The organism is Streptomyces anulatus (assembly GCF_014650675.1).
Taxonomy (GTDB): domain Bacteria; phylum Actinomycetota; class Actinomycetes; order Streptomycetales; family Streptomycetaceae; genus Streptomyces; species Streptomyces anulatus.
Window position 1 is genome coordinate 44,515 of the sequence record NZ_BMVK01000006.1, and the last position, 14,813, is coordinate 59,327.

Below are 14,813 nucleotides of genomic sequence, written 5' to 3' on the forward strand. Positions count from 1 at the left end.
GCCCAGCACCACGACGGCCCGGCCGCCGTGGTGCCCGCGGTCCCGCACCCCCGGTCGCCGGCGACAAGGTGCGGGCACCCGCGAACGAGCGCTCGAATCGGCGCGGCAGTGACCCCGGCCCGCCCTGCGGCGTTGGCCCCGTATGACCACGCTGCATTCAACAGTCGGTCCGGGTCGCCGCCGTCTTGCCGCACCCGCCCCCGAAGAATCGGTTCCGCAGCCGGGAACGCCCGTACAGCCGCTGCCCCGCTCCACGGGGACCTCGCCCCTGGGCACCCCCGTGGACCCGCCGATCTACAGCGCGCTGCTCAGGCAGTGGGAGAGCGACGGCCGCACACTGCCGGGCCGCCGCGACCCGGAGTGGAACCAGGCCGCGGCACTGCCCCCCTGGCCCGAGGCGCCGCTGCGGTTCAGCGCGTCTCGGGACCCGCGAGGTGGCGCGCGATGACCATGCGCTGGATCTGATTGGTGCCCTCCACGATCTGGAGCACCTTCGCCTCGCGCATCAGCCGTTCGACCGGGAAGTCGAGCGTGTAGCCGTATCCGCCGAGCACCTGTACGGCGTCGGTGGTCACCCGCATGGCCGCGTCCGTGCAGAACAGCTTCGCCATGGCGGCCTGCCGGGAGAAGGGCTCCCCCGCGTCCCGCAGTCGCGCCGCCTCCAGGTACAGCGCACGGCCGGCCTCGATCTGGGTGGCCATGTCGGCGAGCATGAACCGCAGCCCCTGGAAGTCCGCGATGGGGCGGCCGAACTGCCGCCGGTCTGTGGCGTACCGAACAGCCTCGTCCAGGGCGGCCTGGGCGACCCCGACGGCACAGGCGGCGATGCCGAGGCGCCCGGAGTCGAGCGCGGACAGGGCGATGGCGAAGCCCTGGCCCTCCTCGCCGATGCGCCGGTCGTCGCCGACCCGTACGCCGTCGAAGTGGAGCTGGGCCGTCGGCGAGCCCTTCATCCCCATCTTCTTCTCGGGGAGAGCGGCGTTCAGCCCCTCGGCGTCGCCGGGGACGAGGAAGGCCGTGATGCCGCGGGGGCCCTCGACGCCGGTGCGGGCGAGCACGGTGCAGAAGTCCGCGACGCCACCGTGGGTGATCCAGGCCTTGGTGCCGGTGATGACCCAGTCGTCCCCGTCCCGCACGGCCTTGGTGCGCAGGGAGGCGGCGTCGGAGCCGGATGCGGGTTCGGAGAGGCAGTAGGCGCCCAGCAGGCCGCCGGAGAGCATGGCCGGCAGGTGCGCGGCGCGCTGCGCGTCGGTGCCGTATCCGGCCAGGGCGTGGCAGGCGAGGGAGTGGACGCTGACGCCGAGACCGACGGTGAGCCGGGCCGCGGCCAGTTCTTCCAGGACCTGGAGGTAGACCTCGTAGGGCTGGTCACCGCCACCGTGGGCGGAGTCGTACGGAAGTCCCAGGAGTCCGGCCTCGGACAGGAGGGTGAAGACCTCTCGCGGGAAGACTCCGGCTTCCTCCTCCTCGGCCGCCCGGGGAGCGATCTCCTTCGACACGATGTCGCGGACGAGCGCGACGAGCTGCCGGGACTCCTCGGTGGGCAGACGGCGTTCCACCGGCTGCGGGGCACGGTCGGACATGACGGCGCTCTCCTCCCTGTCGGGCGTTGCGGCGGTCGCGCGCTCGGGGTGGGAGAGGCGCCGCCGGGTGATCTCCCGGAAGTGACCCGGGAAAAACAGACTGCCCCGCCGATCCTGCCCTTCCGGGTCACGGGTGGCACGGTCATCGGCTGTGGCGGGATGAGTATGCCCGATCGGATGCCTCCCGTCACGGGGTCAACGCGCAGGCCGGACGGCCGGGAGTGCCTGCGGACCACCGGCGAATTGGTCCGAACCATTGACCCAACTGGTCTAGTCCTTCTACGGTTCCACCGGACGTCTATCGCGTCCATGTCAAACCGGGCGCTCCCGCCCGCAGTTCGGCCAGCACCCCCCACGCACCAGCCCTCCCCCACGAGGAGCCACGATGTTCAAGCTGCACCGTCCCCGCGCCCGGCTCCGGGCGCTCGCCGCGGCCGCCTGTACGGCGGCCCTCGGCGCCACCCTGCTCGGCGTCGCGGGAATGTCCCCGGCCGGCGCCACCCCCGCCGCACAGCCGGCCGCTGCCCCCGCCGCGGCCGAGGCCGCCCCCACGGCGGCGGGCGACAAGGTGATCGGATACTTCACCAACTGGGGTACGTACGACCGCAATTACCACGTCAAGAACATCGAGACGTCGGGTTCCGCGGACAAGCTCACCCACATCAACTACGCCTTCGGCAACGTCACCGGCGGCAAGTGCACGATCGGTGACTCCTACGCCGACTACGAGAAGGCCTACACGGCCGACCAGTCGGTCGACGGGGTCGCCGACACCTGGGACCAGCCGCTGCGCGGCAACTTCAACCAGCTGCGCAAGCTGAAGAAGCTCCACCCGGACCTCAAGATCCTCTGGTCCTTCGGCGGCTGGACCTGGTCCGGCGGCTTCGGCCAGGCGGCGCAGAACCCGGCCGCCTTCGCGAAGTCCTGCCGCGACCTGGTGGAGGACCCCCGCTGGGCCGATGTCTTCGACGGCATCGACATCGACTGGGAGTACCCCAACGCCTGCGGTCTCACCTGTGACACCAGCGGCCGCGACGCGTACGGCAACCTGCTGGGCGAGCTGCGCAAGTCCTTCGGGACCGACCTGGTCACCTCGGCGATCACCGCGGACGGCTCCGACGGCGGCAAGATCGACGCGGTGGACTACGCGGGGGCGGCGAAGCACCTCGACTGGTACCTGCCGATGACGTACGACTTCTTCGGCGCCTGGGAGGCGAAGGGGCCGACGGCACCGCACTCCCCGCTGACCTCCTACCCGGGCGTCCCGACGGAGGGCTTCAACTCCGACGCCGCGATCTCCAAGCTGAAGTCCCTCGGCATCCCGCCGGAGAAGCTGCTGCTGGGCATCGGCTTCTACGGCCGCGGCTGGACCGGCGTCACCCAGTCCGAGCCGGGCGGCAGCGCTACCGGTGCGGCGGCGGGTACGTACGAAGCGGGCATCGAGGACTACCGGGTCCTCAAGAACAGCTGCCCCGCCACGGGCAAGGTGGCCGGTACGGCGTACGCGCACTGCGGCACCAACTGGTGGAGCTACGACACCCCGGAGACCATCGGCACCAAGATGAACTACAAGAACGAACAGGGCCTGGGAGGCACGTTCTTCTGGGAGCTGAGCGGTGACACCGGGAACGGTGAGCTGATCAAGGCGATCCGCTAGCGGCCGGGAGGCCGACGGACGGGACGGGCGGGGTGCCGGACGGGCGCCCCGCCCTTTCGCGCGCCCTGTCCTGCCGGGAGACCGGAGTCAGGCCGTCACAGCAGACCGAGCAGTGGGCGACGCCACACCGCGCCCAGGGCCCAGCGGGGTCCGCGCACCGGCGGCGGACCCGGTGCCGGGCCCGCGTCCGCCCTCACTTGCGGCCGACGCCCGCGTACATCGCGACGTCGGGCGTCGGCGTCGCGGCCCGCCACGCGGAGCACGACACCACCCCGGGCTCCAGCAGTTCCAGGCCCTCGAAGTAGCGCGCGACGGCGGCCGGGGTCCGCTGCGTGAGCTTCGGCGTACCGTGCTCGTTCCAGAACGCCACCGCCTCGTCCACGTCCGGCATGTCGGGGTGCGTGACGGTGTGGGACAGGACGAGGTGGCTGCCGGGGGCCAAGGCGTCCATGAGCCGGCGGACGATCGCGTACGACTCCTCGTCGTCCTCGACGAAGATGACGACTCCGAGCAGCATCAGCGCCACCGGCTCCGAGAAGTCGATGGTCTTCGCCGCCTCGGCCAGGATCGTGTCGACGTCCCGCAGGTCGGCGTCCAGGTAGTCGGTGCGGCCCTCGGGCGTCCCGACCAGCAGCGCCTGGGCGTGCGCCAGCACCAGCGGGTCGTTGTCCACGTACACGACACGGGCGTCGGGGGCCACGCGCTGAGCGACCTCGTGGGTGTTGTCGGCACTGGGCAGCCCCGTTCCGATGTCCAGGAACTGCGTGATGCCCTCCCGCTCGGCCAGATGTCGCACCGCCCGCCCCAGGAACAACCGGTCCGCCTTCGCGTATGCGCCGATCCCGGGGTGCAGCTCCCGGATCTCGTCACCGGCCGCCCGGTCGACCGGGTAGTTGTCCTTGCCGCCGGTCCAGTAGTTCCATATCCGGGCGGTGTGCGGGCGGGACGTGTCGATGCGCGATTCGATGTCGTTCACGCGTTCAACATAGCGCTCACCTCGGCAACTCCCTTGACCCGATGACACTTTGGGCCGTCGGACGGGCATGCGTCGCGCTCCCCTCGCCCGCCGGGCAGGATCCCGCTAAGGTCTCGTCCGGTGGACAAGGATGAATCCGGACGGACCGACGCGGTAGCCGAGGCGCTGGGAGACCGGCGCACCGCCGCCCTCGCCGAACTGACCCGCCGCGTCGCCGACCTGCGCGACATGAGCGAGCACGCGGGCACCAGCGATGTGCTGCTGGCCCCTCTGACGGGCCCGGCCAGGCGGAAGTGGGAACGCCTCGCCCGGCAGGAGGCCGAGAACTGGGTCTTCGTCCTCACCGACGACGACTCCACGGTCCTCGCGGTGGACGAGGCGTCCGAAGCCGGACTCCGTGATCCGGCGGCCGCCGTCGTCTATCCCGAGTTGCACTCCCGGCTGGTCAGTTGGTGGCTCGTCCACGCCTGGCGCAGCGCCGACCTGCTCGCGGACACCCTGGACAGCCTGACCCGGTGGCGTATCGCCTCCGGCGCCGTGACGGCCCGGGCGGTCATCGAGGAGGCGGGAGCCCTGGTGGTCGAACACCGTGCCATCGTCGACAGCTGGAGAATCGGGAAGGCCGCCGCCGAAGGCTCCGTGAAGCGGCCGGCCCTGGTCCGCGAGGCGCTCGCCCCCGTCCTCCTGAAGGCCGGGTTCGGCTCCAGGATGGAGAACAGTCACGCGGACTTCCAGGCCACCAACGTACTCACCCTGGTCAAGAAGCTGACCAGGGAGACGGGCGAGGACCGCTTCCCGAAGTGGTACGACCTGCTCTCCGACGCCGCGCACCCGGCGTTCGGAGCCAGGATCGCCTACGCCACCCCTGCCTTCCGCCACGAGTCGAAGGCCGTCATGGTGCGCAGTTACGCCCGATCCCCCATGTCGCTCACCGACGGCAGATCCGCTCAGTCCCTGGAGCCGACCGTCGCCCTCGCCGTCGCCGACTCCCTGATCGCCGCAGGTACGCACATCGTGAACCTTCTCGACGACAGCCTGGCCGTGGTGGACGACTTCGGCCTGACGACATCGGCGGCAACACTCACCCGCCGTACCTACTGGCGCGCCTTCCACCCCACACGCGGCAGCCGTGCCTGCCCCTGCGGCCGCGGGAAATGGTCCGTCTGCGGCCACCGCTGGGGCGTGGCGGGGCCCGGCCGGCCATGAGCGGGAGGACCGCGCGGCCGCACCCGACCGCTCACAGCAGGCCGAGCGACCGCAGCACGCGCTGCTGACCCGGTGTCGTCCGGGTCGGCCAGTAGACGTAACACACCCCGCCCGTACCGCTCCTGACCTTGCCGCCCGCGTCGTAGCGCTTGGTCCGCAGCCAGATGTTCTCCCACTCGCGCCGCCGGTAGACCCGGCGTACCGCGTCGTTGTCGGAGGACGCGGGGTCGTTGGCGATGACGTCGCCGTCGGGGGTGAAGCCGATGACCGTCATCAGGTGGCCGGCCGTCCCGTATCCGGCGCCGGTCAGTTCCTCCTTCAGGAAGGACTGGGAGGTGATGACGGGGATGCCGGCGCGGATCAGCCGCTCCACGTCGGTGAGCGAGCCGAGCCGGGTGACGACGGCGTTCAGGTCGCGGTACGTGGCGGCGTAGGCGGCGTTGAACGGCCAGTTGCCGCAGCCCTCGTACTGGTAGTCGTAGGTCTGGCGGGCGGCGTGGCAGACCTGGGGGTCGGGCAGGCCGGGCTTGACCCAGGCCAGGTCCTCCGCGGTGGGGCGGCGGCCCCAGTGCTCGATGATCATCTGCGAGGAGGTGGGGCTGCACCACGCCTCGCCGCCGTTGTCGTACTCCGGGTACTGCCCGATGTGGACGTTCTGCGAGTAGCGGGGCACGGGCAGTTCGCGGGCGAGCGCGGGGGTGCTCGCGGGCACGGTGAAGCGGTCGGGCACGTCGGAGGCCATCGCGCCGACCCGCCAGACGGTCGGGGTGAGGCGGCTGCCCGGGGTGCGGTACAGCGTGAGCCGCAGCCGGTAGGAGACCAGGCGGACGCCGCTCGCGGGGTCGTCCACCGAGAAGGTGTCCGTCCACACGGAGCTGTGCGGGTCGCCCTGGCCGTCGACGGACGTACGGCGGATGTCGCCGTCGCCCGCCGCCCACCGGCCCATCACGAACCAGGGGGTCGCGGTGCCGTCCCCGTAGACGCCGCTGAGCTCGACCTGGATCCAGGTGCCGGCCGGGGTGCGGGCGTTCCAGGAGGCGATCACCTCGGTGGCGGGGACGGCGGAGCGGTGCACGGAGGAGGTCCAGGTGGCGTAGTCCCAGGCGGCCGTCCTGCCGGTGTGCGGGTCGGTGTAGTCGGTACGGCCCGCCGGGACGGCGATGACCACGCCGGGCCGGGGCCCGGGAAGCACCCGGGTTCCGTCGCCCGTGCCGCAGCGCCAGTCGGTGTAGGTGTGCCAGAAGCGGTTGTCCACGAGGGCCCCCGGGGCGGCGGAGGAGCCGGCGGGCGAGGTCGGGGCTGCGGACGCGGACGCGGCGGAGGCCACCGTGCCGGCGCCCGCCGCCGCGGCGAGCGCGGCGGTCAGAACGGTTCTGCGCGAAGTCGGACTGGTCATGGTGTGACCCCCGGTCGGATGCGGAAGGTGGTCTGCGGGTGCCGTGCGGTGCGCCAACTATCCCGGCTCGCGGCCGGATCGGGCCAGCGGTTCGGCAGCCGCCGCCGGACCAATATGGGTCTGGACCACTGGCGTGACCTGCGACGGCCCCCGGGCGCTTTCGTGCCGGAACGTACCCTGGAGCCATGGACGACCTGGCCCGCCACGCCGATGACCTCTCCTCGCTGCCCCCGTCCTGCGGGCCGGTGCGGCTCGTCGCGGTCGACGGGCACGCCGGTTCGGGCAAGAGCACCTTCGCCGCCCGCCTCGCGGCGGCGCTGGGCGGTGCGCCGGTCCTCCATCTGGACGACCTCGCCACGCACGAGGAGCTGTTCGGCTGGACGGGGCGGCTGCGGGAGCAGGTGCTGCTGCCCCTCTCGCGCGGCGGGAGCGCCCGCTATGCCCCGTACGACTGGACGGAGCGGCGCTTCGGCCCGGCGCGGACCCTGGAGCCGGCCCCGGTGGTGCTGGTGGAGGGGGTCGGCGCGGGACGCCGTCAGGTGCGCCCGTGGCTGGCGGCGCTGTGCTGGATGGAGCTGGACCGGGACACGTCCTGGGGGCGGGGCCGACGGCGGGACGGCGCCGGACTCACCGGGTTCTGGGACGGGTGGACGCTCGCCGAGGCACGGCACTTCGCCGGGGATCCCTCACGGCCGTACGCCGACGCTCTGGTACGCCAGTTGCCGGAGGGGTACGCGTGGCTGCCGGGGCCCCGCGCGACAGCGGGAGCGAACCGAACCGTCACGCACGGTAGCCAGGACGTCCCGCCATACTGAGCAGTCGGAAATCGGCCCGGATGTACCCCAACTCTGCTTGACCGGGGGGCCTTACTGGTCTTACGTTCTCATTGTGCGGCTTTTCGGAGCCCCCATGGACGCGAAGCCCCCGGTTGTTCCCCCGTGATCGGGGGCTTCGCTCTGTGCTCCCACCGCCACCCCGGCGACCACGCAGAGCGATTCACTCACCCTGGGTCACCACCGCAGGGTCGGCCGTCGGGCGCCCATATCCCCCTGCGCGGGTACGATGCACCTCGGTGTGGTCAATTCCCTTCCTCCACGCCGTGATTCAGCACGCTCCGGTGGGCATGCTGTGCGGGCGGGACATCCTGGGGGCACGGTTTGTGGGGGACCTGATGGACATCGGCACACAGGGCGCTGGCGCCCCTGCCGACCTCGCCTGGCTGCGTGGCATGGACGCCTACACGATGGGCGCCTACCCGCAGGCCGAGGAGGAGTTCAGAGCCGCGGTGCGGTTCGATCCGGGCATGGCGGACGGCTGGCTCGGCCTCCACGCGCTGCGCATCGACACCACCACGGCCCTGTTACGCATGTACCGGCACCGCGACCGCTTCGGCGAACAGCGCGCACGCCACCGACGTACGCTCAACTCCTGGTACTGGCTGGGCTGGTGGGTACAGCCGGTGCTGGAGAGTCAGCGCGATCTGCTGCTGGCGCACGCCTCGCACTGGCTGGACGGACGTCATGTGCCGGAGCTGGACCGGGCGTTGGCCGGGCTGCCACCGGTGGACGCGGATCCGCAGGTGCGGTTCCTGCACGCCTGTCGCTCCTATCTGGTCAAGGACTGGGAGCAGTTGGTGCGCTGCACCGAGCAGCTGGTCGACGATCCGATGCTGGGCATCGAGGCGGGTCTGTTCGGCGGGATGGCGCGGGTCCGGCTGGAGATGTTCGGGCAGGCGGAACCCCTGCTGTCGGCGGCGCTGATGCGCTGCCGCAGCGAGCAGCCGCAGCGCAAGGAGCTGCGCTACTGGCTGGCGCGGGCCCACGAGGGCACCGGGCGCAGCGCGGCCGCCCTGCCGCTGTACCGGGCGGTGCACCGGGTCGACCCGGCCTTCATGGACACCTCCGCCCGGCTCGCCGCGCTCGTGGAGGGCGACGGGTACGACGAGTCGGCGGACCTGGCCGCCGTGACCCTGACCGGTTTCGGATCGGGGGCGGGGGCGCAGCCGGAGGGCGACGCGCTGCTCGGCACCGATCTGGTGGACGGGCGGGAGCCCTGGCCGGTGAGCGACGCGGGGCTGCTCGGCGATGACCCGGTTCCCGGTCCGCCCGCCCCCGTCGAGGGCGCCCGCCGCACCAAGACCCGGAAGCCGCCGCCCTTCCCGGCCGGGCCCAGCGATCCCGCCCTGCTCGCCGAGGCGCTGGCGCAGCTGGAGCGCATGGTCGGTCTCGAACCGGTCAAGCGGCAGGTCAAGGCGCTCTCGGCGCAGTTGAACATGGCCCGGCTGCGGGCCGATCAGGGCCTCCCCGTCCAGCCACCGAAGCGCCACTTCGTCTTCTCCGGCCCCTCCGGCACCGGCAAGACCACCGTGGCGCGCATCCTCGGCCGGGTCTTCTACGCCCTCGGTCTGCTCGGCGGCGATCATCTGGTCGAGGCCCAGCGGTCCGATCTGGTCGGGGAGTTCCTGGGGCAGACGGCGGTGAAGGCCAATGAGCTGATCGACTCCGCGCTCGGCGGGGTGCTGTTCGTCGACGAGGCGTACAGCCTGGCCAACTCCGGTTACAGCAAGGGCGACGCGTACGGCGACGAGGCGCTCCAGGTCCTCCTCAAGCGGGCCGAGGACAACCGGGACCATCTCGTCGTCATCCTCGCGGGCTACCCGGAGGGCATGGACCGGCTGCTCGCCACGAACCCGGGCCTCTCCTCCCGCTTCACCAGCCGGGTCGACTTCCCCAGCTACCGGCCGCTCGAACTCACCGCGATCGGGAGCGTGCTGGCGGCCGAGAACGACGACCTGTGGGACGAGGAGGCGGTGGACGAGCTGCGCTCGATCAGCGGCCATGTGGTGGACCAGGGCTGGATCGACGAGCTGGGCAACGGCCGCTTCCTGCGGACGCTGTACGAGAAGAGCTGCGCCTACCGTGATCTGCGGCTCTCCGGCTACGCGGGCGAGCTGACCCGGGAGGACCTGTCGACGCTGCGGCTCCCGGACCTGATGCAGGCGTACGGCGAGGTGCTGTCGGGGCGCGGTCCGGTGGGCCGGGGCAAGCAGGAGCCGGGCGCGGTGTGACGCCGCGCCGGGGGCGTTCGCTCCCGGCGCGGCGTCCGCCTCACCTCAGTGCACGAGGGCCCCGGGCGCCGGAAGGTCCGGCGCCTTCGGCACGTCCACCGTGCGGCGGGGCACCGTGACCGTCCGGTGGGCCGGGTCGCGCACCTCCCCCACCAGCGTCTCCAGGACGTCCTCCATGGCGACCAGGCCGAGGATCCGGCCCGAGGCGTCCGCGACCTGCGCCAGGTGCGTCGCCGCACGGCGCATCACGGTCAGGGCGTCGTCGAGCGGGAGTTCGGCCCGTACGGTCGCCATCGGGCGCCAGATCTGCTGCGGGACCGCGCGGTCCGGGTCCTCCAGCTCCAGGACGTCCTTGACGTGGAGGTAGCCCATGAACGGGCCGCCGCCGTCCGCGCAGACCGGGAAGCGGGAGAAGCCGGTGCGCACCGTCAGCTCCTCGATCAGGCGGGGGGTCACGGACGGGTCGACCGTGACCAGGGAGGCCCGCTCCAGCAGGACGTCGGCGACGGGCCTGCTGCCCAGTTCGAGGGCGTCCTCCAGGCGTGTCGCCGCCTCCGGTCCGAGGAGGCCGGCCTGTCCGGAGTCCTCCACGAGCCGGTTGAGCTGCTCGCTGGTGAAGACGGCCTCCACCTCGTCCTTCGGCTCGACGCCGAACAGCCGCAGCACCAGGCCGGCGCAGGCGCCCAGTGCGGTGGTGACCGGACGGCAGAGCCGGGCGAAGGCGACCAGACCGGGGCTCAGCCACAGTGCGGTCCGCTCGGGTGCGGCCATCGCGAGGTTCTTCGGGACCATCTCGCCGATGACCAGGTGCAGGACGACCACCGACAGGAGCGCGAGGGCGAAGCCGAGGGGGTGGACGAGTCCGTCGGGGACGTGCGCCGCGTGGAAGACCGGCTCCAGGAGATGGGCGACGGTCGGCTCGGCGACGGCTCCGAGGGTGAGGGAGCAGACGGTGATGCCGAACTGGGCGGCGGCCATCATCTGCGGCAGGTTCTCCAGGCCGTGCAGGACCGTGCGGGCCCGGCCGGAGCCCTGTGCGGCGAGCGGTTCGATCTGGCTGCGGCGTACGGAGACGAGGGCGAACTCGGCGCCGACGAAGAAGCCGTTCGCCAGCACGAGGAGGGCGGCGAGGAGGAGTTGGAGCATGCTCATCGCGCGGCCCCCAGCAGCGCCGGTGCGGCCCTGTCCGGCAGCGGGTCGGCCGCCCGGGTGAAACGGACCCGTTCGGCGCGGTTGTGGCCGACCTGGCGGACGGAGATCCGCCAGCCGGGGAGTTCGGCCCGGTCGCCGGGGGCGGGGATGCGGCCCAGCAGGCCGGCGACGAGCCCGGCGACGGTCTCGTAGGGTCCCTCGGGCACGTCCAGGCCGCTCCGGCGCAGGGTGTGCACCCGGCAGCTGCCCTCGGCGTCCCAGACCGGGCGGCCGTCCTCGCCGAGGGCGGCGGTCAGCTCGGGGCGGCCGGCGCCCTCGGCGTCGTGCTCGTCGCGGACCTCGCCGACGAGTTCCTCGATGATGTCCTCCAGGGTGACGACGCCGGCGGTGCCGCCGTACTCGTCGACGACCACGGCTATCGGCTGTTCGTGGCGCAGCCGCCGCAGCAGCGTCTCCACCGGCAGCGTCCCGGGCACCAGGAGCGGGGGGACGGCGATCCGTCCGGCCGGGGTGCGCAGGCGGTCGGGGGCGGGGACGGCGAGGGCGTCCTTGAGGTGGACCATGCCGATGACCTCGTCGATGCGGTCCCGGTAGACCGGGAAGCGGGAGAGGCCGGTGGCGCGGGTGAGGTTGAGGACGTCCTCGGCGGTCGCGGAGGAGTGCAGGGCGCTGACCTTCACCCGGGGGGTCATGACGTGCTGGGCGGTGAGACCGGCCAGCGAGAGGGTCCGGACGAAGAGGTCGGCGGTGTCCTGTTCGAGTGCTCCGGCCTCGGCGGAGTGCCGGGCCAGGGAGACCAGCTCGCCCGGGGTCCGGGCAGAGGCCAGTTCGGCGGTGGGCTCGACGCCCAGGAGCCGCACCAGCCGGTTGGCCAGCGCGTTGAGGAGGGTGATCACGGGCCGCAGGAGTGCCGCGAAGCGGGCTTGCGGTCCGGCGACGAAGCGGGCCACCTGGAGCGGCCTGGAGACCGCCCAGTTCTTGGGCACGAGTTCACCGACGACCATTTGCACGGCCGATGCCAGGAGCATCCCGACGACGACGCCGACGCCCGGGACGGCCCCTGCGGGGAGTCCGGCGGCGGTGAGGGGTCCGGCGAGCAGCTGGGCGAGGGCCGGTTCGGCGAGCATGCCCACCACCAGGGAGGTGATGGTGATGCCGAGCTGGGTGCCGGAGAGCTGGAAGGAGAGTTCGCGCAGGGCTTCGACGACGGTACGGGCCCGTCGGTCGCCCTCGGCGGCGGCGCGCTCGGCGTCGGGCTTCTCCACGGTGACGAGCCCGAATTCGGCCGCCACGAAGAATCCGTTGGCGAGGATGAGGAGAAAGGCCGCTCCGAGGAGCAGCAGGGGGGTGGTCATGAGGCCGCCGCCTCCGGGGAAGGGGCGGCGCAGGTACTACCGGACGATCCGTCCATTGCTGGAGGGAGTCACTCCTTGGGTCGCAGGTAAAGCCCCGCGGGCCCGGGGTGGGGCCGTGGAACGGGCGGGGCGGGGCGCGCGGGGCGCCACCGCCCACCAGAGTAGACAAGAAGGCCCCGCGCCGGGCAGGGGCTCAGCGGCCGGCCGGGGTGTCGTCGCTGCCGGAGCCGTGCGACTCGGCGAGGGAGCGCAGGGCTCGGGCGTCGCGGATGGCCTGCTGCTTGGCCAGGCCGGGCTGGATGCCGAGGGCGGGCAGGCTCGTTCCGTCGCTGAGGTCGAGGAAGACCCAGGGGTCGCCGGAGCGCAGGTTGACGCGGAGGATCTCCTCCCACGCCAGCCTGCGGGTCCGGGTGAGGTTGACGACCGTGACCCCGGTGTCGTCGGCGGTGACCCTGGGCCTGCTGAGCAGGGCAAGGACGCCGAAGAAGAGCGCCGCGACGAAGACGAAGGTGATCCGCTCCCCCGCGTTCAGCCGCTCCAGCATCAGCGCGATGACGGTGATGACGAGGAACATCGCCAGGCCCACGCTCAGCAGGACCACCCGGGTGAGGGTGGGCCGGAAGGTGAGCGGCAGGGTGGGCAGTTCGGGCCTGGGGGCGGACATCGCGGTCTTCTCTCGGGGGGTGCGGGCGGGCCGGGCCGTCAGAGGCGGCAGGCGTGGATGGCCGTGGTGAGGATGGCGCGGGCGCCGAGCTCGTACAGGTCGTCCATGATCCGCTGGGCCTCCTTGGCGGCGACCATGGAGCGGACGGCGACCCAGCCCTCGTGGTGCAGCGGGGAGATGGTCGGCGACTCCAGGCCCGGGGTGAGGGCGACGGCGCGCTCCAGGTGCTCGACGCGGCAGTCGTAGTCCATCATCACGTAGGACCGGGCGACCAGGACGCCCTGGAGGCGGCGGAGGAACTGCTGCACCTTGGGGTCGTCGGCGGGGGCGCCCGTGCGGCGGATCACCACGGCCTCCGACTTCATGATCGGCTCGCCGATGACTTCGAGGCCCGCGTTGCGCATGCTGGTGCCGGTCTCGACGACGTCGGCGATGATCTGCGCGACGCCGAGCTCGATGGCGGTCTCGACGGCGCCGTCGAGGTGCACGACGGAGGCGTTGACGCCCTCGTCGGCCAGGTGCTTCGCCACGATGCCCTCGTAGGAGGTGGCGATCGTCATGCCGTCGAAGTCCTGGGGGCCGGTGGCCGTGCCGGGCTTCGTGGCGTAGCGGAAGGTGGAACGCGCGAATCCGAGCTGGAGGATCTCCTCGGCATCGGCCCCGGAGTCCAGCAGCAGGTCGCGGCCGGTGATGCCGATGTCGAGCTTGCCGGAGCTGACGTAGATCGCGATGTCGCGCGGCCGCAGGTAGAAGAACTCGACCTCGTTCGTCGGGTCGACGAGGACCAGTTCCTTGGACTCCTTGCGCTGCCGGTAGCCCGCCTCATGGAGCATCGCCATCGCAGGCCCGGAGATTGCACCCTTGTTGGGGACGGCGATGCGCAGCATGAGGTCAGGTTTCCTTTGTGCGAAGGGGTTGCGGGACGGACGGGCGGGGGTGTGCTCAGAGATGGGCGTAGACGTCGTCGAGCGAGATCCCGCGCGCGACCATCATCACCTGGACGTGGTACAGCAGCTGGGAGATCTCCTCGGCGGCGGCTTCCTTGCCCTCGTACTCGGCCGCCATCCAGACCTCGGCGGCCTCCTCGACGACCTTCTTGCCGATGGCATGCACGCCCTTGCCCACCAGTTCGGCGGTGCGGGAGGTTGCGGGGTCGCCTTCGGCGGCCTTGAGCTGGAGCTCGGTGAAGAGCTCTTCGAAGGTTTTGTTCGCCATGATGGTCCTCAGAATACGGGGTCGCCGAAGGGCACTCAGCGCCAGGGTTCGCTGACGGTGCGCAGTGTGGCCGCGGTGGCCACGGCGGCGGTGACCGCTTCGTGCCCCTTGTCCTCGTTGGACCCTTCGAGGCCGGCCCGGTCGAGCGCCTGCTCCTCGGTGTCGCAGGTCAGTACGCCGAAGCCGACGGGAACACCGGTGTCGACGGTGACCTGGGTGAGGCCGAGGGTGACGCCCTGGGACACGTACTCGAAGTGGGGGGTGCCGCCCCGGATGACCACGCCGAGGGCGACGATCGCGTCGTAGCCGCGTCCGGCGAGCACCTTGGCGACGACGGGCAGTTCGAAGCTTCCCGGGACGCGGAGCAGGGTCGGCTCGTCGATGCCCAGCTCGCGCAGGGCGCGCAGGGCGCCGTCGACGAGTCCGTCCATGACCTTCTCGTGCCACTGGGCCGCGATCACGGCCACGCGCAGGTCGCCGCAGTTGCGTACGGACAGTTCGGGTGCACCCTTGCCGCTCATGTCTCTCCTGATACCGGTGAT

At 72.0% G+C, this 14,813-nt stretch carries 13 protein-coding genes; 4 read left to right on the forward strand and 9 right to left on the reverse strand.

All coding sequences use genetic code 11. The features are described 5' to 3' along the window. Positions 1 to 410: 410 nt before the first annotated feature. Positions 411 to 1,583 carry an acyl-CoA dehydrogenase family protein gene (locus IE272_RS16650; protein ID WP_050359338.1) on the reverse strand — a complete coding sequence of 391 codons (1,173 nt, stop codon included), beginning with the start codon at positions 1,581 to 1,583 and terminating at the stop codon, positions 411 to 413. Between the two features lie 385 nt (positions 1,584 to 1,968). On the opposite strand from IE272_RS16650, the gene IE272_RS16655 reads away from it, so the two are divergent. Then, positions 1,969 to 3,240, forward strand: coding sequence for a glycoside hydrolase family 18 protein (locus IE272_RS16655; protein WP_050359339.1), 1,272 nt, complete (start codon positions 1,969 to 1,971; stop codon positions 3,238 to 3,240). Between the two features lie 193 nt (positions 3,241 to 3,433). On the opposite strand, the gene IE272_RS16660 is transcribed toward IE272_RS16655, so the two are convergent. Beyond that, a complete protein-coding gene (locus IE272_RS16660; protein ID WP_050359340.1) occupies positions 3,434 to 4,216 on the reverse strand; it encodes an SAM-dependent methyltransferase in 783 nt (260 codons plus the stop codon). A gap of 120 nt (positions 4,217 to 4,336) precedes the next feature. Here IE272_RS16660 and IE272_RS16665 point away from each other — a divergent pair, with 120 nt between their 5' ends. After that, positions 4,337 to 5,422: a hypothetical protein gene (locus IE272_RS16665; protein WP_190007192.1), complete on the forward strand. Its 1,086-nt coding sequence runs from the start codon at positions 4,337 to 4,339 to the stop codon at positions 5,420 to 5,422. A 31-nt stretch (positions 5,423 to 5,453) separates the two neighbouring features. On the opposite strand, the gene IE272_RS16670 is transcribed toward IE272_RS16665, so the two are convergent. Continuing rightward, positions 5,454 to 6,818, reverse strand: a complete 1,365-nt coding sequence (locus IE272_RS16670) for a C39 family peptidase (RefSeq protein ID WP_073960327.1) — start codon at positions 6,816 to 6,818, stop codon at positions 5,454 to 5,456. A 185-nt stretch (positions 6,819 to 7,003) separates the two neighbouring features. Between IE272_RS16670 and IE272_RS16675 the strand changes: the two genes are divergently transcribed. Both IE272_RS16675 and IE272_RS16680 read left to right on the forward strand, forming a co-directional pair. Next, positions 7,004 to 7,633: a uridine kinase family protein gene (locus tag IE272_RS16675; protein WP_098892571.1), complete on the forward strand. Its 630-nt coding sequence runs from the start codon at positions 7,004 to 7,006 to the stop codon at positions 7,631 to 7,633. 356 nt (positions 7,634 to 7,989) lie between these two features. Continuing rightward, complete coding sequence (locus IE272_RS16680) at positions 7,990 to 9,885, forward strand: AAA family ATPase (protein WP_190007193.1); 1,896 nt, start codon at positions 7,990 to 7,992, stop codon at positions 9,883 to 9,885. A 45-nt stretch (positions 9,886 to 9,930) separates the two neighbouring features. Here the strand turns inward: IE272_RS16680 and IE272_RS16685 are convergent, their stop codons facing one another. The 6 genes from IE272_RS16685 to ribH all read right to left on the reverse strand — a co-directional run bounded on the left by IE272_RS16685 (position 9,931) and on the right by ribH (position 14,792). Next, the gene (locus tag IE272_RS16685; protein WP_056703317.1) at positions 9,931 to 11,037 is read right to left on the reverse strand and encodes a hemolysin family protein; all 1,107 of its coding nucleotides are present in this window, start codon (positions 11,035 to 11,037) and stop codon (positions 9,931 to 9,933) included. Then, complete coding sequence (locus tag IE272_RS16690) at positions 11,034 to 12,392, reverse strand: hemolysin family protein (RefSeq protein ID WP_057661617.1); 1,359 nt, start codon at positions 12,390 to 12,392, stop codon at positions 11,034 to 11,036. Before IE272_RS16690 ends, IE272_RS16685 begins: the two co-directional genes overlap by 4 nt. Before the next feature lie 193 nt (positions 12,393 to 12,585). Further along, complete coding sequence (locus tag IE272_RS16695; RefSeq protein WP_050359347.1) at positions 12,586 to 13,056, reverse strand: PH domain-containing protein; 471 nt, start codon at positions 13,054 to 13,056, stop codon at positions 12,586 to 12,588. Between the two features lie 38 nt (positions 13,057 to 13,094). Then, positions 13,095 to 13,943, reverse strand: coding sequence for an ATP phosphoribosyltransferase (gene hisG, locus IE272_RS16700; RefSeq protein WP_007453185.1), 849 nt, complete (start codon positions 13,941 to 13,943; stop codon positions 13,095 to 13,097). 55 nt (positions 13,944 to 13,998) lie between these two features. Next, positions 13,999 to 14,271: a phosphoribosyl-ATP diphosphatase gene (locus IE272_RS16705; RefSeq protein WP_015607321.1), complete on the reverse strand. Its 273-nt coding sequence runs from the start codon at positions 14,269 to 14,271 to the stop codon at positions 13,999 to 14,001. Between the two features lie 35 nt (positions 14,272 to 14,306). Then, positions 14,307 to 14,792, reverse strand: coding sequence for a 6,7-dimethyl-8-ribityllumazine synthase (gene ribH, locus IE272_RS16710; RefSeq protein ID WP_007453188.1), 486 nt, complete (start codon positions 14,790 to 14,792; stop codon positions 14,307 to 14,309). Positions 14,793 to 14,813 lie beyond the last annotated feature (21 nt).

Coding starts and splice junctions, on each gene's coding strand:
- IE272_RS16675 (WP_098892571.1), top strand. CDS start 7,004: ATGGACGACCTGGCCCGCCACGCCGATGACCTCTCCTCGCTGCCCCCG.
- IE272_RS16670 (WP_073960327.1), bottom strand. CDS start 6,818: ATGACCAGTCCGACTTCGCGCAGAACCGTTCTGACCGCCGCGCTCGCC.
- IE272_RS16690 (WP_057661617.1), bottom strand. CDS start 12,392: ATGACCACCCCCCTGCTGCTCCTCGGAGCGGCCTTTCTCCTCATCCTC.
- ribH (WP_007453188.1), bottom strand. CDS start 14,792: ATGAGCGGCAAGGGTGCACCCGAACTGTCCGTACGCAACTGCGGCGAC.
- hisG (WP_007453185.1), bottom strand. CDS start 13,943: ATGCTGCGCATCGCCGTCCCCAACAAGGGTGCAATCTCCGGGCCTGCG.
- IE272_RS16695 (WP_050359347.1), bottom strand. CDS start 13,056: ATGTCCGCCCCCAGGCCCGAACTGCCCACCCTGCCGCTCACCTTCCGG.
- IE272_RS16655 (WP_050359339.1), top strand. CDS start 1,969: ATGTTCAAGCTGCACCGTCCCCGCGCCCGGCTCCGGGCGCTCGCCGCG.
- IE272_RS16680 (WP_190007193.1), top strand. CDS start 7,990: ATGGACATCGGCACACAGGGCGCTGGCGCCCCTGCCGACCTCGCCTGG.
- IE272_RS16705 (WP_015607321.1), bottom strand. CDS start 14,271: ATGGCGAACAAAACCTTCGAAGAGCTCTTCACCGAGCTCCAGCTCAAG.
- IE272_RS16685 (WP_056703317.1), bottom strand. CDS start 11,037: ATGAGCATGCTCCAACTCCTCCTCGCCGCCCTCCTCGTGCTGGCGAAC.
- IE272_RS16650 (WP_050359338.1), bottom strand. CDS start 1,583: ATGTCCGACCGTGCCCCGCAGCCGGTGGAACGCCGTCTGCCCACCGAG.